Origin of the sequence: Hymenobacter busanensis (genome assembly GCF_008727865.1) — a bacterium.
GTDB lineage: Bacteria > Bacteroidota > Bacteroidia > Cytophagales > Hymenobacteraceae > Solirubrum > Solirubrum busanense.
The window spans coordinates 400,359-423,802 of record NZ_VTWU01000005.1 but is presented as its reverse complement, the minus strand read 5'-3'; the positions used below and the strand labels follow the sequence as shown (position 1 = coordinate 423,802).

Genomic DNA, 23,444 nt, shown 5'->3' with positions numbered 1-23,444 from the left:
CAGCCTTTAGGCAGCCCGAACCCGGTGCAGCGGAAAAATTCCAATTGCAGCATCGCGTTTAGAAGTTGAAGTTGTAGGACACCGAGGGAATCACCGAGCCAAATACCGAGAGGCGCACGGCCTCGGTCTGGCGGGGGTTGTCCTCGTTCTGGCGGAAGTAGATGCCGTAGGGGTTGCGGCGGTTGTAGACGTTGTAGACCGAAAACACCCACTCGCTCTGCCAGCGGCTGTCGGGCCGGGGGCGGTTTTTGAGCGTGGCGCCGAGGTCGAGGCGGTGATAGGCCGGCACGCGGTAGTTGTTGCGGGCGTCGCCGCCCACCACGGGCACCACCAGGCCGTCGTACACGAAGCGGGCGTTGGGGAAGGTGGTGGCCACGCCGGTACCGTAGGCAAAGTTGCTTGACACCGTCAGGCGCGGGCTGAGCTGGTACATGCCCACCACCGAGAGGTTGTGCGTCTTGTCGTACTTGTTGGGGTACCACCGGTCGGCGTTGATGCCGCGAATCTGCCGCTCGGAGCGGCTCAGTGTGTAGCTCACCCAGCCGGTGAGTTTGCCCTGGCTGCGCTTGACGAAGAACTCGGCGCCGTAGGCGCGGCCGTCGCCGTAGAGCAGTTCGCCTTCCAGGTTTTTGTTGAGCAGGGTGTTGGCCCCGTTCACGTAGTCAATCTGGTTGCTCATGGTCTTGCCAAACACCTCCGCCGAGGCCTCGTAGACGCCGCCCCGGAAGTTGCGGAAGTAGCCCACGGCCACTTGGTCGCCGCGCTCGGGGCGGATGTTGTTGGTGCTTGGCGTCCACACGTCGAGCGGCGAGGCGGCGGTGGTGTTCGATATCAGGTGAATGTACTGGGTCGTGCGGTTGTAGCTGGCTTTCAGGGAGCTGGTTTCCGAGAGGGTGTAGCGCAGCGAGGCGCGGGGCTCCAGGTTGGCGTAGCGTTTCACCACGCTGCCGTTCTTGGCCGTGCGGGTGTTGGCGGGGTCTTTGCGCTGGCCAGCAGCACCCACGTAGTCGGAAATGGCGGTGCCCGAACCCAGGAAATCGAAGACCGAAAGGCGCAGGCCGTACTGTACCTGCAGGCGCGGCGAGAGGGTCTGCTCGTTGTCGAGGTAAGCGGCGTACTCGCCGGCCTGCTGGTCGTCCACTTTCAGCGAGACGAAGATGGACTCGGCGTTGAGCGGCTTCACGGTAGCCGGCTCGAAGCGGTAGCGCGTGCCGCTGACGCCGGCCGACAGGGTATTGGCGGCGTTCAGCTGGTAGCTGAAATCGGCCTTGCCGGTGTAGTTGCGCAGGCGCGAGGTCCATTCAAAGGCCTGCGTGCCTTTGGGCACGCCCAGGCCATAGTCGTACTGGCCAATGACACCGGAGAAAGTAGCGAACAGGCGCGGCGAGAATTGGTGCGTCCAGCGGGCCGAAGCGCCGGTGTTGCCCCAGTCGTTCTTGAACACGTCGGCGAAGTTGAACACGTCGCGGCCGCGGTAGCCGGTCACGGTCAGCTGGTCGCGGGCGCTCAGCCGGTGGCTCAGCTTCAGGTTGAGGTCGTAGAAATAAGCTTGGTTTTTCCGCTGCTCGGGAATGAGCTTCAGGGCCAGGTCGCCGTAGGAGCGGCGCGCCGACAAGGCCACCGAGGTGCGGTCTTTGATGAGCGGGGCTTCCACCGCCAGCCGGCTCGAAATCAGCCCGATGCCGCCGTTGATGGCCAGGCGCTCGGCCTGGTGCCCGTCGCGCATCTTCACGTCGAGCAACGACGAGAGGCGGCCCCCGTAGCGGGCCGGAATGCCACCTTTGTAGAGCGTCATGTCCTGCACGGCGTCGGGGTTGAAGGCCGAGAAGAAGCCGAACAGGTGCGACACGTTGTAGACCGGAATTTCGTCCATCAGAATCAGGTTCTGATCGACGCCACCGCCGCGCACGTTGAAGCCCGAGGCCCCCTCGCCCACCGTCGTCACGCCCGGCAGCAGCTGAATGCTGCGCACCACGTCCACCTCGCCCAGCAGCGCGGGCATCAGCTTCACCGTCTTCATGTCGAGGCGGTTGACGCTCATTTCGGTTTTTTTCACGTTGTCTTCGGCCCGGCGGCCGGCCACCACCACTTCCTGGGTTTGCACCCGCGCGGCACTCAGGCGAATCGAGCGGGTCAGGTCGCCGGTCAGGTTCAGGGGTTGGTTCACCGGCTCGTAGCCGATGATCTGGAAGGTGACGGTGTGCGGCCCGGTGGGCAAATCGAGGGCGTAGAAACCCTTTTCGTCGGTGTTGACGCCGATGCCGAGGGCTTTGACGAACACGCTAGCTCCCACCAGCGGCTCGCCTGTGGCGGCGTCGCGCAGGTAGCCGCTGAGCGTGGCTTTGCCGGCCACGGCGCGCGGTTCGGGCCGGGCTTGCTGCTGACTTCGGGCGGGCGCGGCCGCCAGCAGCAGGCCCGCCGCCAGGCCCAGGTTACGTATGATTTTCATGCTTGAAATAGCGCGGTGAGCCGTTCGGCCGACGAGCAGAAACCGGCCGAAACGTCACGTGAGAAGAGAAGGAACGGAAGGGGGGTTATTTGTCGGCCAGCACTTTGCCCGAGCCGGAAATGCGCGAGTTGACGCTGGGCGTGCCGCGGTAGTGCACCGTGCCCGAGCCGCTGATGTCGGCGTCGAGGGTGCGGGAGGCGCGCACGTAGCCCTTGCCCGAGCCCGAGATATTGATGTAGGTATCCTGGGTGCTCAGGTCGTAGGCGTAGACCTTGCCCGAGCCTGAGATGTTGACGGTATTGACTTGCGCGGTGCCGTTGAGGCGCAGCTCGCCCGAGCCGGAAATGCTGGTGCGCAGCGACTCTACCTGGGCAAAGTTGAGGTCGGCTTCGCCCGAGCCCGACACGCGGGCAGCAAAGCTGGGGGCCGACCAGGCCGAGCCGCTGTGGATTTTGCCCGAGCCCGACACTTCCACTTCCGTGAGCTTGGGCGTGGTGATGTAGATTTTGATGGGGTCGTGGCCGCGCACGTCGTAGCGGCCGAATTCGATTTGCAGTTGGTCGCCGCTCATTTCGGTTTCCAGCACGTCGAGGATGTTGCGCTGGGCCTCGATGCGCACTTCCTGCTGCGGCCCTTGGGTGATGATGACGTCGGCGTTGATCTTGAGTTCGACGCGGCTGATGGCCGGCAGCGTCCGGGTTTGCGACTCAGTGGGTCCGGCACCGCGGATGCGCGGGCCCCAATGGTCGTCGGAGCAGGCCGAAAAGAGGAGGACGGAAAAGAGGAGCAGGAAAAGCCAGTTCGTTTTCATAGCGGGTTTGTGAGGGGTTGTCGGGACAGGCGGAAGGCACCATTGGAGAGGAGCCTACCTGATTGTTGAGCAGCCGGCGGCTTAGTTGGCGCTGCTGACGCGGCCCGAGCCGGTGGTGCGGGCCGACACGCTGGGCGTGCCTTTGTAGTAGACCGAGCCGCTGCCAGTCAGCTTCACATCGAGCGACGAGGAAACCCGCACGAAGCTGCGGCCCGAGCCGGTGGCGGTGAGGTTGGTGGTGCGGGTGCTCAGGTCGTAGCTCTGGAGCTGGCCCGAGCCGGTGAGGTGGGCCGCATGAGCATCGGCGGCGCCGCGCAGGGTCACGTCGCCCGAGCCGGTGATGTTGGTCGAGAGGTCGTGCACCTGGCCCAGCATCAGGTCCACGCTGCCCGAGCCGGTGTCTTCCACGCTGAAGCTGCCGGCCTCCCAGGCACTGGCGCTGCCAATGTGCCCGTTCGACGAGAGCCGCACGCTCGTCAGCGCGGGCACTGTGATGAACACCTTGATGGGATTGTGGCTGCGCAGGTTGTAGCGCCCGGTTTCGATGCGCAGCTTGCCGCCGCTGGCGTCGGTTTCCAGTATGCCGAGGATGTTGGGCTGGGCTTCCACGCGCACTTCCTGCTGCGGCCCTTGGGTGATGGTCACGTCGGCGTCGGTAGCCACTTCCACGCGGCTGAAGCTGCCGGCCGAGCGGGTTTCCGTCACGCTGGCGCCTTCGCCGCGGATGCTGGGGTTGAGGCCGTCGTTGTCGCAGCCGGTGAGCAGGAGTGCCGCGGGCAGCGCCAGCAACAGAGCAGGGTTTTTCGTTTTCATAGCGGGTTGTTAGGTCGGGTTCTGTAGCTATGACCCGCAACCCCGCCGCTACCCCTACGCGGCACCCAAAAATATTTTCACCGCCTTATAACAGCCACGAGCTCAGGCCCGAAAAAAAGCCACTGAGCTGCTGGCGCATCAGCCGCAGGGCCTTTCCCATCTGGTTTTCCACGGTTTTGGGGGCCACGTCCAGCGCCTCGGCAATCTGCTGGTAGCTCAGGCCTTCCTGGCGGCTCATCAGAAACACGGCCCGGCACTGCGGCGGCAGCGTGTCGAGGGCTTCGGCTACCAGCTGCTCCGCCTCCAGCCCGTCGAGACGTTCGGCGGTGGTGTCGGCGCCGGGTTCGGGCACGCTGGCCTCGTCCCAGGCCACTTGCCGCTTGCTGCGCTCGGCGTGGCGCAGGGCGGCGTTCATGGCGGCGCGGTAGAGGTAGGCCTTGTAGGTGGTACCGATGGTGAGCGTGTCGCGGTTGTTCCACACCCGCAGAAACACGTCCTGCATCAGGTCCTCGGCCACGGCCCGGTCGCGTACCACCCGAAAAATCACGTTGCCCAGCGGCCGGTAGTAGCCTTTGAACAAGGCTTCCATAAAGGCCTCCCCGTTGGTGCGCTGCAGCTCGGCCAACCGAATTTCAAGCGCATCAAGGGTATCGACTTCGGGCATAACGGCGGCAGTAACCACGGCAACGGACGGGCGGACAGCCCCATGCGCTGCAAAGCTACAGAAGATACCGTTTCGGCTATACTTTATCGAAGGCCGGATTGCATGAATCCGCCGGCGCCTTAGCGGGCTAGTTCTTCTTTCACGTCGTGCAGGCGGCGCAGGCGCGGAGCCAGCAGGGCCGTTATGCCCACCACCAGAATGGTCATGCTGCCGCCGAACACGACCGAGCGCACGGTGCCCAACAGCCGCGCCATAGCCCCCGATTCGAACGCCCCCAACTCGTTTGACGAACCAATGAAGATGTTGTTCACCGCCGATACGCGCCCTTTCATGTGCTCGGGCGTGAAGGTGTGAATGAGCGTGGAGCGCACAATAACCGACACCGAATCGAACACGCCGGTGAGAAACAGCAGGAACAACGACAGCACAAAATTGGTAGACACCGCAAACAGGATGGTGGCCAGACCGAACCCGGCCACGGCCCAGAGCAGCTTCTGGCCGGCGTTGTGCCGCAGCGGGAAATACGTCAGCGCCACGGCCATCAGCACCGAGCCCACGGCGGGGGCCGCCTCCAAATGGCCGAGCCCGGCCGCTCCTACTTTCAGGATGTCCACCGCGTAAATGGGCAACAGCGCCACTGCCCCGCCGAAGAGGACGGCAAACATATCCAGCGCCAGCGCCGACAGCACCAGCTGGTTGCTGAAGATGAACTTCAGCCCGCTCAGGATACTCTCGCCCAGGTTCAGCGCCTCGCCCACCCGCTCGGGCAGCGGCCGCCCTTTGATGCTCACAAACTGCAGCAAGGCCAGCACCAGCAGCCCCGTTACCACCGCGTAGGAGTTGGTGACGCCGATAAACTTGATCAGGTAGCCGCCCAGCGCCGGCCCTATCACCGACGACGCCTGCCAGGTGGTGCTGTTCCAGGTAATGGCGTTGGGCAGCACGCTACGGTCGGGCAGCAGCTGCGGCATAAAGGAAAACAGCGCCGGCCCCAGGAAGCCCCGGGCTATGCCGCTCAAAAAGATAACGCCGTACAGCGGCAGGGTGTAAAACGACTCCTTGCTCAGCAACCGTAACCCCACCGGAGAGGCCAGCACCCACAGGGCCGCCGCGCACAGCAACAGCACGGCTACTGCCAACACCACAATGTTCTTGCGCCGCACCGAGTCGGCCACGTGCCCGGCGTAGAGCGACACCCCGATGCTGGGCACGGCCTCGGCCAGCCCAATGAAGCCCAGCGCCAGCGGGTCGTTGGTCAGGTGCAGAATCTGCCAGCTCACCACTAGGCCCTGAATGCGGGTGGCCACCACAAAACAAACGCGGGCCGAAATCAGGCGGCGAAACTCGGGCAGACGGAGCGCGGCGTACGGGTCGTGGCGGGATTGGGCAGATGTATTCATAGGGCAGAGGCGCAAAAGTAGCCCAGCGCTGAGGCTCCGCCGCTATACCCGCTTCGCCTCATTTGGTTATTCGCTCCTCCCCTGGCACTGCCGCTGTCGATTAAGCGCTAGGAATTGGCCCAGCAAACGTGTATTATTGACTAAGAGCCGCTGCCCTTGTGCAACGGCCCCGGCCTGCTACCACCCCGGCCCCCTCCGGCAGCCAGGTCGACTAGTGAACCGCGCCACACCGCCCCGCTTGCCCGTTCCCCATAGCCGCCGGCTTTGGGCGAGGTGCCCCTTGGCACCCAGCGTTTCTACACTAGTCCGGCCTTAATTCCCAAACGTCATGGTTGCTGATTCCGAAGTGCTGGAGCTGTCGTTTCGCACCGATTTGGGCTTGCTGTTTGGGCGCTGGCAACGTCCGGCTACCGACGACGAAGTGCGCCTCGGCTACGAGGCTACGCTGGCCGAAGCGGCTCCGCACGGGGCGCGGTACTGGCTGCTCGACCTGCGCCGCCGCGGCACCTTTAGCACCGAGGTAGTGGCTTGGTTGGTCCATACGTTTGCCCCGCGCCTCAAAGCCGGCCTGAGCGGCCCGGTATACATTGCCTTTCTGGCGGCGCCCGATCATCTGCAGGCACTTCCGTTGCAGCAGCACCTGCCCCTAACCGGTACGCCCGACTGGCAAGCCAGCACGTTCACCGATGAGGGCCAGGCCCTGCGGTGGCTCAACACCTGCCGCGCGCAAAACGGCGACGCCTAGCCATCCGTAAGCATTGCGGAAGCCGGCGTCTACATTCCGCCGCTTTTCGCCGCCATGCTCCTGCGTCTCCTGCTTTCCACTGTTCTGCTGATTTCAGCTGCTGGAATTGCGCCAGCACTTGCCCAAAATACGCCCGCCGCTGCCACTTCCTACAGCCTGAAAGATGGTGCTTTCCGGCTCAACGGCGTAACCATGCGGCTGCAAGCCGGCCAAGCCATGCGCCTCGAAGGCCCGCTTACCCTCAACGACGGCTCCGTTATCAACCCCACCGGTATCCTGGTGAAGAAAGACGGCACCCGCCAGTTGTTGCCCGAAGGGCGCGCCGTAAATATGCAGGGCGAAGTAGTCAACCTGCGCGACGACATGCAGTCGGCGCAGGCCATTGAGCAGCACGACCGGCAAGTAACCGGCGCCACCGAAACCCGCGTGGTGATACCCGGCACCAGTGGAACCGCGGCCACGCCCGCACAAGCGCAGCAGCTGCAACGGCTGGAGCAGCGGTTGGCTTTGCTGCAGCAACTTTCCGAAAAACTCTCGGCGCGGGCTACGCAGGCATTGAGTGCCACGCCCAATGCCACTTCCTTCGATGAGCAGTTGCGGGCCGTGGATGCCCAGCTTCGGCCCTAAAGGCGGTAAATGGCTACCATATACAGTAGCAGTGCCAATAGCCAGTCTGTTATCAGCGGGAGCTTCGGTATTTTTCCGAAGCTCCCGCTTTGCGTATGCAACTATTCTAATTTTTAATAAACCAATGTATTACAGATACTTGACTGCCTTATTTCATATTTATCCTACCTATCTATTTAAGCTCGGCGGTACGGAATGAAAAAAATTATAGCTAAATCCTCATACTGTATTGCGCAGGTGCTACCAGAATTCTACATTTGGTACCTACACTTCTTCACGCGACGTTCACGTCCCGAAAACTTTCACCGGCAACTGCACAATATGGCATAAAGCTCTACGTTCCCTTAACCGTACAGCCTTTATGGAACCCATGCAGCCGAGCGACTCCGCGTTGATTTCGCTCTACATTGCCGGCAAAGAAGAAGCCTTCGCCTTGTTGCTCGAACGGCATAAGCGCCGCGTGTTCACCACAATCATGCTGATTGTGAAAGACACCGTTGTTGCCGAAGATTTGCTGCAGGACACCTTCATCAAGGCGGTGCACACCATGAAAAGCGGTCGGTACAACGAGGAAGGGAAGTTTTCGTCGTATATCTGCCGCATTGCTCACAACTTGGCCATCGATAATTTCCGTCGCCAGAAACGCAATCCGCAGCTCAATCTCGACGCCACCGGCCACGCGTTCAACTCGTTGACGTACGCCGAAGAGGGAATCGACGCAACTTTGACCCGCGACGAAACCCACGCCCGGCTTCGGGAGTTAATACAAGAGTTGCCGGCCGCGCAAAAGGAGGTGCTCATCATGCGTCATTACGGCGACATGAGCTTTCAGGAAATTGCCGACGCGACGGGGGTGAGCATCAATACGGCCCTGGGCCGTATGCGTTATGCGCTCATCAACCTGCGGAAGAAAATGACCGCGCAACCTGACATCTATGATCAAAACCTTTACCCACGAGACGCTGCTCCAGTATGTGTACAACGAATTGCCAGCTGAGCAGCAGGTAGAAGTAGAGCAAGCCTTGGTGCACGACGCCGATCTGGCCGCCCGGTGCGCCGACCTGCTCCTGGCCCAACGTTGCCTCGACGCGCTGCAAAGCACGCCCAGCGACCGGGCCACGCAGAACATTCTGAATTACTCGCGCACGTTCCTGCGTGCAAGCTAAACCGCTCGTGCCCGTAGCTTCTATGCCCCGGGCCGAGCGGTTTCGCCGCTTTTTGGCCTACTTCACCACGCACTTCCCCGAGCCCGAAACCGAGCTGCACTACGGCAGCCCTTACGAGTTGCTAGTGGCCGTGGTGCTCAGCGCGCAGTGCACCGACAAGCGCGTGAACATGATTACACCCGCCCTGTTCGAGCAATTTCCCACGCCCGAACGGCTTGCAGCAGCCTCGGCCGAAGACGTATTTCCGCTGATTCGTAGCGTGTCGTACCCCAACAACAAAGCCAAGCACTTGGCCGGGTTGGGTAAGATGCTTGTGGAGGAGTTTGGCGGCGAGGTGCCCAGCACGCTGGAAGAGCTGCAACGCCTGCCGGGCGTGGGGCGCAAAACGGCCAACGTCATCGTGTCGGTGGTGTACAACCAGCCGGCTATGGCTGTAGATACCCACGTGTTTCGGGTGTCGCACCGCCTCGGGCTGGTGCCGCGCACGGCTACCACGCCGCTGGCCGTAGAAAAGGTCTTGGTGAAATACATCCCCGAAGCGCTGGTTCCCAAGGCCCACCACTGGCTGATACTGCACGGCCGCTACATCTGCGTGGCGCGTACCCCCAAGTGCATGCAGTGCCCGCTCACCGATTTCTGCAAGTACTTCGCCGACAACGTAGCCCCGCGCCTAGAGCCGGTGGTGGCACCTGTTTAGCCGGCCGCCTGCTCCAGAATCTGCTGTACGGTGGCCGCCAACTGCTGCCGGTCGAATTGCGCCTGAGCCACCTGCCTGCCGCGCTGCCCAGCAGCTTGCGTGCCCACTGGGTCACGCAGCACGGAGGCTAGCGTAGCGGCCAGCTCAGCAGCGTTTTCGGCGGGTGCAAACCAGCCGCAGCGGTACTGCCCCACCCATTGCTTGGTCCAGCCGCGGTTGGTTACTACCACGGGCGTGCCCACAGCGAGGCTGTCGTAGAACTTCGCAGGCGAATTGGCATCAAGCACTGGCAGGTTGATGAACGAGGCCACCGATACATCGGCCGCGGCCAACCACGTAAATACGGCGTGGCGCGGCTGCGGCGGCACCAGCCGAATGGCAGGACAGCGGCCAGCGGCTTCCCGAAGCAGCGGCTCGTAGTAGCCATGCCCCATAAACAGCCACACCGCTTCGGGCACCAGCCGGTGAAGCTGCTCGGCAGCTTGCACGAGCGTCGGAATGTCGTTGGCCCGCCCGAAGGTGCCAGCGTAGAGCACTACCGGCCGGCCCTGCAGGCCTTGTTGCTCTCGAAGCGCAGCCGCCGCTTCCGGGGTTGCGTACGCCGCTAGGTCTAAATCCGTACCGTTGAGCACGGTGGAGACCTTGTCAGCAGGGATGCCTAGTCCGGTTACGTAGCGGCTCATATCCGGTGAAAGCGTGACAACGTGCTGGGCTTGCTCGTAAAGACGCCGCTCGGCAGCGTAGAGTTGGCGTTGGGCCAAGGCGTTGCGCACAGCCCCCATTTCAATCGGAAACGTAGGCCACAAATCCTGGACCTCGAACACCCACGGCACACGGCGGCGCTTGGCCACTTGCGCCGCCACCCAGGCAGCCGTTAGCGGTGTCGAAATTCCCCAAATCACGTCGGGTTTGTCGATGCGCAGGCCTTGCTGGTAGGCGTAGGCCGCGTACCGCACAAAAGAAAAGCCGCGGGCGGCAATGCCCATGTCGTTGCGGTAGCCGATGTCGGCCGCCCGCAGTTCCACACCCTCCGGCAACCACGGAAACTGCTGCGTCAGGCGCTGCGCCTCCCAGGTGTTGGTGCTGATGAGCGTGACGCGGTGGTGCTGCGCAATGTGCCGCAACAGCGCGTAGTGCCGGCTCGTCGCAGGACAGTCGGGGTTGGTGTGGTACTGGCTGAAAACTGCAATGTGCATCCGCAGAAGGGCCTAGCGGCGCGGCTTGGGCCGGTAGCGCGACTCGGTAAGAATCCGTTGCGCGTCTTTCGCTGCCATGAGCTGCGCCAGCGTCACGTTGGGGTGCTCGGCCATGTACTTGCGCACAATCTGCCACCCCACCCACTGCCCAATACGGCCGGGGCAGGTTTTGTCGATTTCGGGCACGTCGGGTCGCTCCCCCACGTACTTCTGAATCTGAAACGGCGAGGTGTTGTAGAGCAGGTTTTTCTCCAGGAAATGCCCCCAGATTTTGGCCTCGTTGAAGTTCACGTTTTTCAGGTCTTTGCCCGAGAAACCAACCAGCAACGAATCGTCGGTGCAGGGCAGCACTTTCTCGGCGAAGTAGAGCGCCTTGCCGTGCTGAATCATCTCGGCCAGCATTGAGGTGCCGGTGAGTTCCTTCTTGTTGTACTTGCTCGACACGGCCAGCGCGGCGGTGGGTAGCACGTACTCGGGCCGGTAGCGCAGCAGAATGTAGTTGGGCACGTTGGGCCGATACAGCGCCTTCGGCCCCACAAAAAAGTCGGTGCTGACGACCATCAGGCTGTCGTTGGCAAACAAGTCCTGGCTGAGGCCGCTGACGAACGTTTTCACCTGCGGCACCTTGAAGTCGGGGAAGTAATAACGCACGTGCTGGAACATGCGCTGAAAATCACCCTGCCACTTCTGCGTGTCGCCGAAGGTGCTGTCGGCTTGACTGCCCAGTTTTTGCAGGCCGGGGTTCGAGGCCAGCTTGGCCAAGGTTTGCTCTAATATTGGCTCGGGCACTTGGCCGCGCTGCAGGAAATAGCGCGCAAACAAGCGGTTCTGATCCAGGAAACGGCGCGCGTCGTCGGGCGTGCGAATCTGAAAAAACGGCTTTTCCAGCCGTTCCAGCCGCACCGGCGCTTCCACGCGGGCCACTTCGGGGTTCAGTTCACAGCGGGGTGAGTCGGAGCTGCAGCTCCCCAGCAGCATGGCGGCGGGCAGCATCGCGCCCAGCCAGTGGCGCAAACGTAAGGGCATGTGTCGGAGGGGCTTCTATATTTGAGGCGAAATTAGCCAAAACGCCGACCTCAGCGGGTCGGTTGGCCGTAAGAACGCCCGACGACACTCAAGCGTGTCATTCCGCCCATGAAAAAAGCTTTACTCGCGCTGCCGCTGCTGCTAGCCGGCGCTATTACCTCGGCCTCGGCCCAGGTCGAAATCGGTCTGAAAGTGTCGCCCAGCATCAGCACCCTGCGCGTCGATTCGCCCGCCAGCCTCGGCTTTACCTCCGACGGCAGCAAGCTCGGCATTGGCGGCGGCCTGGTGGTCGATTACTTCTTCGGCCAGAACTACGCCTTCAGCACCGGCCTGCAGCTCACTAGCAAAGGCGGCAAGATTGCCTACATCGACCAAACCGCGCCCGGAAATGCCAATTTGGTCACCCGCACGCAGAAAATCAGCCTGCAGTACGTGGAAATTCCTGTTACGGTGAAGCTCTTCACCAACGACATTGCCACCGACACCAAGCTGTATTTTCAGGTGGGCGGCAGCGTGAATGCCGCCGTGGCCGGCCGCATCAACGGCAGCAAGTTCTACACTGACCCCGCCACCGGCTCCGAAATGAAGGCCTCGAAGCACTTCATCATTCCCGATGCGGCCTTGCTTGGCGGTTTGGGCGTGGAGTATCAGCTGGGCCAGAGCACCAAGGTGTTTGGCGGCCTCTCCTACCACCGCGGCCTGTTCAACATCGAGCGGTACTTTGATAAGGAGCGCACCAACATGCAAGGCGTCACGCTGAAAAACAACGAGGTAGCCCTCGACCTCGGCCTGAAATTCTAGCCGTCAACCTTGTGAAAACCAACAGCGCCCGCGGCTCTAGCTGAGCCACGGGCGCTGTTGGTTTTAGGCAGAACGGATGCGGTGCTTAATCGTCCGATTCGTCGTCGCGGTCCTGCAGGCTGTTCAGCTCGGCGGCGCGGCTGTGCAGCTCAATGTCCTCGCCCCGCTCGTCCTGAATGCGGTAGTCGGTGAGGCCCAGGCTGGTGTCTTTCACCACCTTTACCCACTTGTAATACTTCAGGTACCACTTCATCTGCTTGCTTACCAAGCCTTTGGTGTAGTAAGCGTGTAGGAAGGGATGCACGTGCAAGGTCAGCCCCGAATGGTTCTGATTGACGAGCAAGTCGGCAATGCTGGTATCGATTTCGTCGGTAACGAGAATCGAAGCCGTGATTTTGCCGGTGCCGCCACAGGTCGGGCACACCTCGGTGGTAATGATATTCTGCTCGGGCCGCACGCGCTGCCGCGTGATTTGGAGCAGGCCAAACTTGGTGATGGGCAGGATGGTAAACTTGGCGCGGTCCTGCGCCATGATGTTGTACACCGTATCCTCCACCTTCTTGCGGCTCTCCCCGGAGCGCATGTCAATGAAGTCGACCACCACAATGCCGCCCATGTCGCGCAGCCGCAGCTGGCGCGCCACTTCCTTGGCCGCGGCCAGGTTCACCATCAGGGCGGTGGCTTCCTGGTCGCTTTGCTGGTTGCTCTTGTTGCCCGAGTTGACATCAATGACGTGCAGGGCCTCGGTGTGCTCGATGACGAGGTAGCCGCCGCCGGGCACGGTCACGGTTTTGCCGAAGAGCGTTTTAAGCTGCTTTTCGATGTCGAACTGCTCGAACACCTTCGTCTTGCCGGAGTAAAACTTCAGCAAATCGGGTTTGTCGGGTGCAATCTGCGCCAGGTACGTCTTCAGCTCCTCGTACATGGGTTGCGAGTCGACGTGGATGGCGTCGAACGACTCGTTGAGCATGTCGCGGATCATCGACGAGGTGCGGCCCAGCTCGCCCAGCACCTTGTCGTTGGGCTTGGCCGTGCGCAGGTTCTGGTAGAGCCGCTCCCACATGCTCACCATGTTCTGCATGTCGCGGTCGAGTTCGGCCACGTCGCGGCCCTCGGCCACGGTGCGGATAATTACGCCGAAGCCGTCGGGCTTGATGGACGCAATCAGGCGCTTGAGTCGGTCGCGCTCCGTACGGCTCACAATTTTCTTCGACACCGAAATGGTATCGGAAAACGGCATGAGCACGAGGTAGCGGCCGGCCATCGACAGGTCGGAGGAAAGGCGCGGGCCCTTGGTCGAAATCGGTTCTTTCACGATTTGCACCAGGAGCTGCTGGCCCTTCTTGAGCGTGTCGGCCATCTTGCCGACTTTCTCGATAGGAGCCTCGCGCGGGAAGCCCTTCAGGTGCGCTACCGGCGCTTTGCCGGTGTGCACGAGGCGCGTCCACTTGGCCAGCGTCTGGAATTGTTCGCCCAGGTCGCCGTAATGCAGAAAGGCGTCTTTCTGATAACCGATATCAATAAAGGCGGCGTTCAGGCCGGGCATCACCTTCTTGACGGTGCCCAGAAAAATGTCGCCTACCGCATAGTTGGTGTCGTTGCGGTCGAAATGATATTCGATCAGCCGCTTGTCCTGCAACAGGGCAATCCGCTCGCCTTCCTGAGTCGAATTAATGATTAACTCGTTACTCAATGGAGTTCGGGGTTAGCCGGCTGGCCGGACGTCGTAATTGGGCCGTATTTCGCAGAAAAGCCAAGAAGGGAAGCCAGCATTTGCAAGAAATGCCAGCTTCCCCCTCTGATGGTCCACGGGGAAAACGTAACCGAAAGCCACGCCCGGGAGCCGGCGGGGTGAAACATAGAGCATCGACAACCGGCTTACAGCCAAACCGATACCCAGCAAACCCCCGCGGGCTTACTTCTTCTTGTGACGGTTCTTGCGCAGACGCTTCTTCCGCTTGTGCGTGGCAATCTTATGACGCTTTCTCTTTTTACCGCAGGGCATGAGCTGTGAGGTTTGGGTTGATGAATTGGGTTTCAAAAACACCCGTCACGCCCGAGCCGGAAGCCCTTGCGTGACGAGCGGGGTTACTGCAACTTTTGGAGTTCTTCGTTCACCGAGGTGAGCAAACCGGGGTCGGCACTCAAGCTTTTCGTTTTCAGAAAAGCCGCCTTGGCTTCTTCTTTCTGGCCCGCTTGGGCCAAGGCCACGCCCAGGTAAAACTGGCCGTTGACGTTTTTCGGATTCACCTTCACCAGCTCCTGAAACCGCTCCACTGCCTTGTCGGCCTGGTTGCTTTGCAGCGACAGAATACCGAGGTTGTAGAGGGCCTTCTCGTTTTTGGGGTCGGTGGCCAGCACCTCGCGCAGCATGGTGATGCCGGCTACGGGGTTTGCGCTGGCCATCAGCGCCATGCCGAGGTTGGTTTTGGCGTCGAGGTTTTCCGGGTTTTCCTTCAGCACCTTTTCGTAAAGGGCCTGGGTTTTGGCGCTCAGCATTTTGGCGCGCTCCTCGGTAGCCGCGAAACTGTAGGCTTCGAAGTACTGATCGGCAGCGCGCTTCCACGCTTGCTCACCCGGCCGGGCCTGGGCCACCTGCTCGTAGTAGTAACCGGCGCTGTCGAAGCGCTGCACCTTCTGGTACTGCTTCGCTAGGTCGGTTGCCAAGCTGAGACGGGTGGCGGCATCGGCCGTGGTGCGGTAGCGGGCAACCAGCGTGCTGAGTTCCTTGCGCTGCGTGGGCGACGCTTGGGTGTGCGGCTGCTCGGCTACGGCGGTAGCACCACCAGAAGCCGGTACCGGGCCCGAAGAAGCTTCGGTTTTGGAGCCGGACGTAGCCGGTCCGCCGCCGTCGCGGTTGGCGGTGCGGGCGGCATCCTGGGCCAGCTCGCCTTTGCCTTCCTTGGGCTTCACCACGCCCTTCGGCAGCAAAAACAGGTATGCTACCAAGCCAGCGGCCAGTAGCAATACAATAAGTTTTGGCGCAAAAGAAGTGCGGCGCTGGGCCATGCGGGAGAGAAAAAGGCGGCCGCCGGGCTGCTGCTTGAAGGCAGACCAGCTCCGGCGGCGGCCGGCAATGTTACGAAGAACGAAGCGTTTTTAGGGTCTAGCGGCTAGACTAGGCCTGCACCAGCTCCTTTACCTTCTTGCTGTTCTTGATTTTGCTGATGAAGGTTTTCGACGGCTTGAAGCTCGGGATGAAATGCTCGTCGATGATGATGGACGTGTTTTTCGAGATGTTGCGGGCTACTTTCCGGGCGCGCTTCTTGTTAACGAAGCTACCGAAGCCACGAACGTAGATGTTGTTGCCGCCGGCCATCGAATCCTTCACCACTTTGAAGAAAGCCTCTACGGTTGCTGACACGTCGGTTTTCTCAATGCCGGTCTTCTCGGCAATTTCGGCAATTACTTCTGCTTTGGTCACTGTGCTAGGAACCTGAAAGTGTGAAAAAGAAAGGCAAAAATGCGTTTAAAATCCCGTAAGCCCTTGCCCGGTAGGCATTTCGGGCCACAAAGGTAGTCCCGTTTTTTGGTTTTACAAACGGTATTGTCAAATACCGTGAACGAGAAATAGCCTCGTCAATATATTCACAATCAGCCAGTTGAACAACCCCAACTCCGCTCCGTCCCATCCATTCTTTGCCCAGGCCCTTTTGGACTGGTACCCACGCCACCGCCGCGACCTGCCCTGGCGCCACACTCACGACCCGTATGCCATTTGGTTGTCGGAAATTATTCTGCAGCAAACCCGTGTGCAGCAGGGCCTGCCCTACTACGAGAAGTTTCTGGCGGCCTACCCTACCGTGCAGGACTTGGCGGCCGCGCCCGAGCAGGAAGTGTTGCGCCTCTGGCAGGGCCTGGGCTACTACTCGCGCGCCCGCAACCTGCGTCACACCGCGCAGCAGGTAGTGAACGAGTACGGCGGGCAGTTCCCCGGCTCCTATGCTGAGTTGCTGAAGCTGCGCGGTATTGGGCCCTACACGGCAGCGGCCATTGCTTCGTTTGCTTACAACGAACGCGTGGGCGTGCTCGACGGCAACGTGTACCGGGTGCTGTCCCGGGTGTTCGGCATCACCACTGATATAGCGGCGCCCTCTACCCGCAAAGAGTTTCAGCAGCTGGCCGACCAACTCATTTCGGTGGAGGAGCCGGGCGAGTACAACCAAGCCATTATGGAGTTTGGCGCTATTCAGTGCACACCCGTAAACCCCGACTGCCTGTTTTGCCCGGTGCGTGAGCAATGCTTTGCGTTTCAGCACGGCATGGTTCGGCAGCTGCCGGTGAAAACCAAGGCCAAGGCGTCCCGCACGCGGTATTTTCAATACCTGGTGCTCCGCCACGGCGAGACGGTGTACTTGCGCAAGCGTACCGGCAAAGACATCTGGCACAGCCTTTACGACTTCCATCTGACGGAAACGCCCACAGCGGACCTTCCGGCCGTGAATTTGCTCGGCGAAGCTGAGCGTCTTGGCGGCCGCGTGGCCACTAACCGGGTAGCGGAGCCGGCGGCCATGATGAAACACGCACTAAGCCACCAGAAAGTGGAGGCGCGGTTTCATGAGCTATGGCTGGAAGCACCGCTATCCGCCTCGGCGCTGAAAGAATCTGGTTTAGAGCCCTTTACAGCGACACAGATTGAAGAATTGCCGAAGCCCGTTATCATTACCAATTACTTGTCGAAGCAAGGAATTTTATAGACTAATTTACTTGGAATTGTGCGTATATTTTTAGTAATTGTATAGCAATTCAGCACCATCTAGTGCATTCACTCTCAACTCAACATACTATGTCAAGCGTCAACAAAGTCATTTTGGTCGGCAACTTGGGCGGCGACCCGGAAGTGCGGCATTTGGAAAGCGGCAGCGCCGTGGCCCAATTCCGCCTGGCCACCAACGAGACGTACAAGGATAAAAGCGGCAACCGCGTGGAGCGCACCGAATGGCACAACATTGTGGCGTGGCGCGGGCTGGCCGAAGTGGCCGAGAAGTACATGCGCAAGGGACAGTCCGTGTACGTGGAGGGCAAGATTCGCACCCGCCAGTACCAAGACAAGGACAACCAGACGCGCTACGTGACGGAAATCGTGGCCGACGAAATCACGATGCTCGGCGGCGGACGCGGAGCCGAGGGCGCAGCCAACGGTCAGGCCCAAGCCGCGCCAGCGGCAGCACAGCCCGCGGCGACTCCGGAACAGAAAACCTTCCGGCAGCAGCCCGAAATGGACGAACTTCCCTTTTAAGCGCGGCGTTTGCCGTTGGTAGCCACCGCCCCGGTCACGAGTTGGCCGGGGCGGTTTTGCTTGTGCCCAGCCCTGTGGCCGGGCGCTGCGGTTTGGCTATTTTTGCGACTCATTCTCCCGCCGATGCGTTTTTTCCTTCGTTGCTTTTCGGTACTGCTCGCCGGTCTGGCCCTTGGTAGCTGTTCCAGCGGCCCTTCCGACGATTACACGCCCAAGCCGAAAGGCTTCAACCGCATCGACCTGCCGCCGCACGCCTACCAGCAGCTAGCGCCGGGACATCCGTACACGTTCCAGTATTCGAAGTACGCCCGCATACTACGCGACTCGTCGTACCTGGCCCAGCCGCACTGGATCAACGTGTATTACCCGAAGCTGCAGGCCAACGTGCAGATAACCTACTCCGACCTGCACAACGACCCGAAGCTGTTCAATAAGATGCTGGAGGACGCGCGCAAGCTCACCGGCAAGCACCAGATCAAGGCCACGGCCATTGAAGAATCGATGATGCAGACGCCCAGCGGCAAGAAAGTGGCGGTGTTTGAGCTGAGCGGCGACGTGCCGAGCCAGTTTCAGTTTTATACGTCCGACTCGACCAAGCACTTTTTCCGCGGCGCGCTGTACTTCCGCACGGCCGTGGCCAACGACTCGCTGGCGCCGGTGATTGACTACGTGAAGCAGGACATCGTTAAGCTCGTCAACACGCTTCAATACCGATAGGGCCAATGGTCAAATGGCTAAACTGTTAAATAACTGATTGTTTTTCCTGCTCCGCAATCAACCGTTTGACCATTTAACGATTTACCCTTGAGTAGCTTTTTCAACACCAAAGTCGAGAGCTTGCGGGGCATGGACACGCGCCGCGCCGACGTGCTGCGCAAGGAGCTGAACATCGTCACCTACGGCGACTTAATTCAGCACTACCCCTTCCGCTACCTCGACCGCACCCAGATTTACCACGCCGTGGACCTGCACGACGACCTCCCGATGGTGCAGGTGAAGGGTACAGTGCGCACCAAGGAACTGCTCGGCGAAGGCCACAAGCAGCGCCTCATTGCCCAGCTGCACGACGAAAGCGGCACCGTGGAGCTGGTGTGGTTCAAGGGCGTGAAGTGGTTCGAGAAAATGGTGAAGAACCACCAGGAGTACGTGGCCTTTGGCAAGCCGGCTTCGTTTAACGGCAAGCCGCAGATGGTGCACCCCGAGCTGGAAGAGGTGTCGGAGCAGAAGCCGGGCGCCTCGTTTCTGCAGCCGGTGTACTCCAGCACCGACAAGCTGCGCAACTTCCACCTCGACAGCAAAGGCCTGAGCCGGCTGCTGAGCGCGGTGCTGAAGCTAGCCGCGCCCCACTTTCACGAAACTCTTTCGCCGGAGCTGCTGCAGCGCTACGCCCTGATGCCCAAGGCCGAGGCCATGCAGCAGATTCATTTTCCGCAGAGCACCGAGCTGCTGCAGGCAGCGCGCTTCCGGCTGAAGTTTGAGGAGCTGTTCTACATTCAGCTGAAGCTGCTGCGGCAGCGCACGCAGCGTAAAATCGAACTGGCCGGCCAGATTTTCGACAAAGTGCCTTCGCTCGTGCACTTCTACAAAAACATCCTGCCCTTCGACCTCACCGGGGCGCAGAAGCGCGTTATCCACGACATCTACAAGGATTTTTGCGCCGGCAAGCAGATGAACCGGCTGCTGCAGGGCGACGTGGGCTCGGGCAAAACCATCGTGGCCTTTATTGCCATGCTCATTGCCGCCGACAACGGCGCGCAAAGCTGCATGATGGCCCCAACGGAAATTCTGGCCGACCAGCACTACGAGGGCCTGAAGAAGTTTGCCGACATGCTGGGCCTGAAAATTGGGCTGCTGACGGGTTCGACGCGTACGGCTGCCCGCCGGGTGCTGCACGAGCAGCTGCGCTCGGGCGAGTTGCACATGCTGGTGGGCACACATGCCTTGCTCGAAGACGTGGTGCAGTTCAAAAACCTGGGCCTCACCATCATGGACGAGCAGCACCGCTTCGGCGTGGCGCAACGCTCGAAGCTGTGGCAGAAGAACCCAAACGTGATTCCGCACGTGCTGGTGATGACAGCCACGCCCATTCCGCGCACCTTGGCCATGACGCTCTACGGCGACCTGGATGTGTCGGTGATTGACGAGCTGCCGGCCGGGCGCAAGCCCATCGTGACGGTGCACCGCTTCGACTCCAACCGCCTGAAAGTGTTCGAGTTCATGCGCCAGCAGATTCGGGAAGGCCGGCAGGTGTACGTGGTTTATCCGCTCATTGAGGAGAGCGAGGCCATGGCCGACTACAAGGACCTGATGGACGGCTACGAGAGCGTGACGCGGGCGTTTCCGGAGTACCAGGTGAGCATTGTGCACGGCCGCATGACGGCCGGCGAGAAAGATGCCGAAATGCAGCGCTTCATTCAGCGCCAGACGCAGATTATGGTAGCCACTACCGTTATCGAGGTGGGCGTGAACGTGCCGAATGCGTCGGTGATGGTTATCGAATCGGCCGAGCGGTTTGGCCTCTCGCAGCTGCACCAGCTGCGCGGCCGCGTGGGCCGCGGCGCCGACCAGAGCTACTGCGTGCTGATGACCGGCTACAAGCTCAGCAAAGACACCCGCACCCGCCTCGAAACGATGGTGCGCACCAACAACGGCTTCGAAATTGCCGACATCGACCTGAAGCTGCGCGGCCCCGGCGACCTGATGGGCACCCAGCAAAGCGGCGTACTGGATTTGCTGATTGCCGATTTGGCCAAAGACGGAAAGATTTTGGCCGAGTCGCGGGCGGCGGCGCAGGAACTGCTCAACGACGACCCCGACCTGAGCAAACCGCTGAATGCCAACATCCGGCAGCACATCCTGTCGCTACCGGCCACGGCCGTAAACTGGAGCCGAATCAGTTGAACGGTTGAGCTTCGGGCAAAAAAAAGCGACTCCTGCAGAGTCGCCGCTCGTTAATTCATGCTAACCGCTGCCGCACTTGCAGAAGGGCCTGGTATCCGGTCCCGATTGACGGCGGGACCGACCAGGCTAACCTGTCGGGTAAAAAAGGATTGTACCGACCGCGTGGGCTGGGTGCCGGGCTGGCTGATGGCGGTGGGAAATGCACCGGGTTGTTTGGCAAGCTTTCCTAGCACAACAAGGCTAAGGAGTAGGATGAGGCGTAGCAACGATTTCATAGCAAAAACACTTGGTGGAGTAGCGCGGCAGGGCCGCTCTGCAAGAACTACGCCAACAACCACATACAGGCCGGCAGCTTGCGGGTGGAGTTGGCTAAAAAAATTCCCGGGCCGTGGCGTAACCAGAGAAGGTAGAAAGGAACAAATACGCTGAGTGCATAAAACTCCAGCTTACATCCAAGATAGTAAAACCATTTAGTTTCCCTACCTCGGCTGCAAAAACCTCTCAAAGTAAACGGGCGTCTTCCGTCAAGGTCTTGCTTTCGCTGTTATCAATGCATCAACAAATGGTGACCGGCCGGATGCCAGCGGGGCGTTTACGGTAGGCCGGGGGAGAATGATACCTTTGGGGAGGACTTTTTTTGCGCATTTCTCCTGCGTGTTTCTAACTGTCTTACTCTGTGCGAATTTCCTTTTTGACTTGCTCGACCATTGCTTTAGCCATCGGTTTGAGTCTTGGCCCCACTCCTTTTGCTTCGGCTCAGAAAGTTCGGTCGGCAGCATTTGCTTACGTGCCGGAGCATACCGAAGACCCTTATAACCAGCGTGTACACGTGAAGACGCTGGCACTGCCTGGCGGCAAAGACTTCATTATTCTCAGTCACCGCTCGGCCACCGAATACGCCGTGGAGCGCTACGACGCCGACCTCAAGAAAGTATGGACCGCCGCCGTACCCGTAACGGCCGACGAAAGCCTGGAAGCCTTTGCCCGCAACGACCAGCAGGCCTTGGTGGTGGTGCACAACAAAGACGAAACCGGCCAGCATCTGCTGGTGCAGCCCATCAACCTCGGCAACGGCCAAAAGCTGCCGGCCAAAAAGATGGCCGAAGCCGGGCCGCGTGAACGGCGGCCGGGCGTGAGTATCTCGCCCGACGGCACGCACGTGGTGGCGTGGCGCTACGTTACCCGCGACGAGCAAATTAAGTCGCTGACGGCGGCGCACTACGACCGGCAACTCAACAAGCTGAAGGACCGCACCTACGACTTCCGCGACCTAGGCTCGTTTTTCTCCCCCACCGTGCAGGTTGCCAACGACGGCACGCAGTACGTGGCCCTCATCGGCGACAACAACCAGAAGCTGACCGTGCGCCGCTACCGCGACGCCGAGCCCGACGTGAAGGCCATGTCGGTAGCCGTGGGCGGGACGTTTGGCGGCAAAAAAGTAACCGTGCGCGACACCCAGTGGCGTCTGCTCGATGGGCAGACGCTCTACGCGGCCACCATTTGCGCCGACTATGCCAGTGGAGACTTCTACAGTCTGAAGCTCGTCAAATTTGACTTTGCCAACGCCGACATGAAGTTTGCGCCCGAATCCCGCTTCACGCCGGAGTATTTGGCCGAAGTCAACAAAGCCACCGGCGGCAGCGCCAAGCGGCTCGACGACGTGTACCTCTCGGATGTAGTGCGCACCGCCGACCAGAACGTAGTGGTCGTTGCCGAAAAGAAAGCGGAGGAAGGTCCCGATGCTCCCGTGCGGGCCCGGGAGTTGCACGTCTTTGGCTACAACGAGTTTCAGTCGCCCACCTGGCACAGCATCATTGCCAAAAACCAGCAGGCCCCCATCACCGAAAGCTTCACCGGCATCGGCTACCGCGCCGCCGCAATCGGCAACGACGTGCAGGTAGTAACCCTAGAGAAGCTGAAAGACAAAACCGACCTATACCTGCGCAAAATAGCCGGGCTGACGGGCGTTGTGTCTGAACCCAAAGGCATTGGCCTGAACGTGGCCAACGACCAGCAGCTTGCCTACGTGAAAGACTTCACCACTTGGCTCGATGACAAAACGATGATAGTGGTGACGCGCCCCAGCAAGAAATCGGCGGCGCTGCAGCTCAACAAGCTGGTTTTTAAGTAAGCCATGCTTGATTTTTACCTACTGGCCGATGCAGACCCAAAGCCTAGCCCTGCGCGTTTGGCGGAACTGCCCAAAGCAGGTCAACTGTCAGCCGAAGACTTTGCGCATCTGCAGAAGCAGCGCATCATCGAAGTCCGTCTCGATTACCACCAAGATTTTCGTTGGAGCAGCAGCGTGGTGAAGATGAAACTACAACTGCTGTTGCACCAGCACCCGCAGCTGCGCCCCGAAAACGCCAGCACCCCGGAGCAGCGACTCTTTGTGGTGCTACTAAATGCTTCGACGGCGGACTCGGGGCTATTGGCTGCAGCCGATTAAATTCGACCATTGACCCGGTAGGATTTGCGTCGAAATACTTGCATCTTTTGGGTAACCGTTTTGGTTTCACCCAATTCTGCTAAGTATCATGGGGTATTTTGAGGTTTACACCGGCAAAAACGGTGACCATTACTTTCGGCTACGAGCCGGCAACCACGAACCCATTCTGCAGAGCGAAGGCTACACCACCCGCGCCGCCTGCGACAATGGCATCGACTCGGTGAAGCGCAATGCCCCGGAGGATGCCCGCTACGTCCGCCGCGACGGTAGCACGTTCTCCTTCTCCCTAAAAGCCACCAACGGCCAGGTAATTGGGCACAGCGAGTCCTACACCAGTGCCTCAGGCCGCGACGGCGGCATTGAGTCGGTGAAGAAAAATGCACCTGGTGCCGAGGTAAAAGACAAAACCACTGTTTAACCGACCCATACAAAAACCGCCGCCCCAATGCTGGAGCGGCGG

Annotated in this window: 23 protein-coding genes; 13 read left to right on the top strand and 10 right to left on the bottom strand. The window is 60.5% G+C overall.

All coding sequences use genetic code 11. The features are described from left to right. Window positions 1-58 precede the first annotated feature (58 nt). The 5 genes from F0P96_RS15255 to F0P96_RS15235 all read right to left on the bottom strand — a co-directional run bounded on the left by F0P96_RS15255 (window position 59) and on the right by F0P96_RS15235 (window position 6,137). Window positions 59-2,449 (bottom strand): TonB-dependent receptor, encoded by a 2,391-nt coding sequence (locus F0P96_RS15255; RefSeq protein ID WP_151079768.1) that lies wholly within the window; start codon window positions 2,447-2,449, stop codon window positions 59-61. A gap of 85 nt (window positions 2,450-2,534) precedes the next feature. After that, on the bottom strand, window positions 2,535-3,260 hold the full coding sequence (locus F0P96_RS15250) for a head GIN domain-containing protein (RefSeq protein ID WP_151079767.1): 726 nt from the start codon (window positions 3,258-3,260) through the stop codon (window positions 2,535-2,537). An 81-nt stretch (window positions 3,261-3,341) separates the two neighbouring features. After that, window positions 3,342-4,073 (bottom strand): head GIN domain-containing protein, encoded by a 732-nt coding sequence (locus F0P96_RS15245; protein WP_151079766.1) that lies wholly within the window; start codon window positions 4,071-4,073, stop codon window positions 3,342-3,344. Window positions 4,074-4,158: 85 nt separating this feature from the next. Beyond that, on the bottom strand, window positions 4,159-4,737 hold the full coding sequence (locus F0P96_RS15240; RefSeq protein ID WP_151079765.1) for an RNA polymerase sigma-70 factor: 579 nt from the start codon (window positions 4,735-4,737) through the stop codon (window positions 4,159-4,161). Window positions 4,738-4,856: 119 nt separating this feature from the next. Further along, window positions 4,857-6,137 carry an MFS transporter gene (locus tag F0P96_RS15235; protein WP_151079764.1) on the bottom strand — a complete coding sequence of 427 codons (1,281 nt, stop codon included), beginning with the start codon at window positions 6,135-6,137 and terminating at the stop codon, window positions 4,857-4,859. Between the two features lie 328 nt (window positions 6,138-6,465). Between F0P96_RS15235 and F0P96_RS15230 the strand changes: the two genes are divergently transcribed. The 5 genes from F0P96_RS15230 (at window position 6,466) to nth (ending at window position 9,372) form a co-directional block, all read left to right on the top strand. After that, the gene (locus tag F0P96_RS15230; RefSeq protein ID WP_151079763.1) at window positions 6,466-6,882 is read left to right on the top strand and encodes a hypothetical protein; all 417 of its coding nucleotides are present in this window, start codon (window positions 6,466-6,468) and stop codon (window positions 6,880-6,882) included. Window positions 6,883-6,936: 54 nt separating this feature from the next. Next, the gene (locus F0P96_RS15225) at window positions 6,937-7,509 is read left to right on the top strand and encodes a DUF6799 domain-containing protein (RefSeq protein WP_151079762.1); all 573 of its coding nucleotides are present in this window, start codon (window positions 6,937-6,939) and stop codon (window positions 7,507-7,509) included. A 361-nt stretch (window positions 7,510-7,870) separates the two neighbouring features. After that, window positions 7,871-8,506, top strand: coding sequence for an RNA polymerase sigma factor (locus F0P96_RS15220; RefSeq protein WP_151079761.1), 636 nt, complete (start codon window positions 7,871-7,873; stop codon window positions 8,504-8,506). Next, entirely contained in the window at window positions 8,445-8,675 is a 231-nt protein-coding gene (locus tag F0P96_RS15215) for an anti-sigma factor (protein ID WP_151079760.1), read from the top strand. Before F0P96_RS15220 ends, F0P96_RS15215 begins: the two co-directional genes overlap by 62 nt. 22 nt (window positions 8,676-8,697) lie before the next feature. Beyond that, on the top strand, window positions 8,698-9,372 hold the full coding sequence (nth, locus tag F0P96_RS15210; RefSeq protein ID WP_151079881.1) for an endonuclease III: 675 nt from the start codon (window positions 8,698-8,700) through the stop codon (window positions 9,370-9,372). Here the strand turns inward: nth and F0P96_RS15205 are convergent. Together F0P96_RS15205 and gldB are read right to left on the bottom strand one after the other, a co-directional pair. Further along, window positions 9,369-10,568: a glycosyltransferase family 4 protein gene (locus F0P96_RS15205; RefSeq protein WP_151079759.1), complete on the bottom strand. Its 1,200-nt coding sequence runs from the start codon at window positions 10,566-10,568 to the stop codon at window positions 9,369-9,371. The genes nth and F0P96_RS15205 overlap by 4 nt on opposite strands. Before the next feature lie 12 nt (window positions 10,569-10,580). Further along, window positions 10,581-11,594: a gliding motility lipoprotein GldB gene (gldB, locus tag F0P96_RS15200; protein ID WP_235917489.1), complete on the bottom strand. Its 1,014-nt coding sequence runs from the start codon at window positions 11,592-11,594 to the stop codon at window positions 10,581-10,583. A 108-nt stretch (window positions 11,595-11,702) separates the two neighbouring features. On the opposite strand from gldB, the gene F0P96_RS15195 reads away from it, so the two are divergent. Continuing rightward, window positions 11,703-12,395, top strand: coding sequence for a porin family protein (locus F0P96_RS15195; RefSeq protein ID WP_151079758.1), 693 nt, complete (start codon window positions 11,703-11,705; stop codon window positions 12,393-12,395). Window positions 12,396-12,480: 85 nt separating this feature from the next. Here F0P96_RS15195 and F0P96_RS15190 read toward each other — a convergent pair whose 3' ends face one another. The 3 genes from F0P96_RS15190 to F0P96_RS15180 form a co-directional block, all read right to left on the bottom strand. Next, on the bottom strand, window positions 12,481-14,088 hold the full coding sequence (locus F0P96_RS15190; protein WP_151079757.1) for an Rne/Rng family ribonuclease: 1,608 nt from the start codon (window positions 14,086-14,088) through the stop codon (window positions 12,481-12,483). Window positions 14,089-14,483: 395 nt separating this feature from the next. Continuing rightward, the gene (locus F0P96_RS15185; RefSeq protein WP_235917488.1) at window positions 14,484-15,404 is read right to left on the bottom strand and encodes a tetratricopeptide repeat protein; all 921 of its coding nucleotides are present in this window, start codon (window positions 15,402-15,404) and stop codon (window positions 14,484-14,486) included. Window positions 15,405-15,513: 109 nt separating this feature from the next. Beyond that, window positions 15,514-15,819 carry an HU family DNA-binding protein gene (locus F0P96_RS15180; RefSeq protein WP_151079756.1) on the bottom strand — a complete coding sequence of 102 codons (306 nt, stop codon included), beginning with the start codon at window positions 15,817-15,819 and terminating at the stop codon, window positions 15,514-15,516. Between the two features lie 178 nt (window positions 15,820-15,997). Here F0P96_RS15180 and mutY point away from each other — a divergent pair, with 178 nt between their 5' ends. The 7 genes from mutY (at window position 15,998) to F0P96_RS15145 (ending at window position 23,402) form a co-directional block, all read left to right on the top strand. Further along, on the top strand, window positions 15,998-17,092 hold the full coding sequence (mutY, locus tag F0P96_RS15175) for an A/G-specific adenine glycosylase (protein ID WP_338074399.1): 1,095 nt from the start codon (window positions 15,998-16,000) through the stop codon (window positions 17,090-17,092). Window positions 17,093-17,181: 89 nt separating this feature from the next. Beyond that, window positions 17,182-17,634 (top strand): single-stranded DNA-binding protein, encoded by a 453-nt coding sequence (locus tag F0P96_RS15170; RefSeq protein WP_151079754.1) that lies wholly within the window; start codon window positions 17,182-17,184, stop codon window positions 17,632-17,634. Between the two features lie 123 nt (window positions 17,635-17,757). Continuing rightward, window positions 17,758-18,351, top strand: coding sequence for a gliding motility lipoprotein GldD (gene gldD / locus F0P96_RS15165; RefSeq protein ID WP_151079753.1), 594 nt, complete (start codon window positions 17,758-17,760; stop codon window positions 18,349-18,351). Window positions 18,352-18,438: 87 nt separating this feature from the next. Then, window positions 18,439-20,535 carry an ATP-dependent DNA helicase RecG gene (recG, locus tag F0P96_RS15160; protein ID WP_151079752.1) on the top strand — a complete coding sequence of 699 codons (2,097 nt, stop codon included), beginning with the start codon at window positions 18,439-18,441 and terminating at the stop codon, window positions 20,533-20,535. 787 nt (window positions 20,536-21,322) lie between these two features. After that, on the top strand, window positions 21,323-22,666 hold the full coding sequence (locus F0P96_RS15155; protein ID WP_151079751.1) for a hypothetical protein: 1,344 nt from the start codon (window positions 21,323-21,325) through the stop codon (window positions 22,664-22,666). 3 nt (window positions 22,667-22,669) lie between these two features. After that, window positions 22,670-22,984 (top strand): hypothetical protein, encoded by a 315-nt coding sequence (locus tag F0P96_RS15150; RefSeq protein ID WP_151079750.1) that lies wholly within the window; start codon window positions 22,670-22,672, stop codon window positions 22,982-22,984. 88 nt (window positions 22,985-23,072) lie between these two features. Beyond that, on the top strand, window positions 23,073-23,402 hold the full coding sequence (locus F0P96_RS15145) for a YegP family protein (protein ID WP_201743854.1): 330 nt from the start codon (window positions 23,073-23,075) through the stop codon (window positions 23,400-23,402). Window positions 23,403-23,444 lie beyond the last annotated feature (42 nt).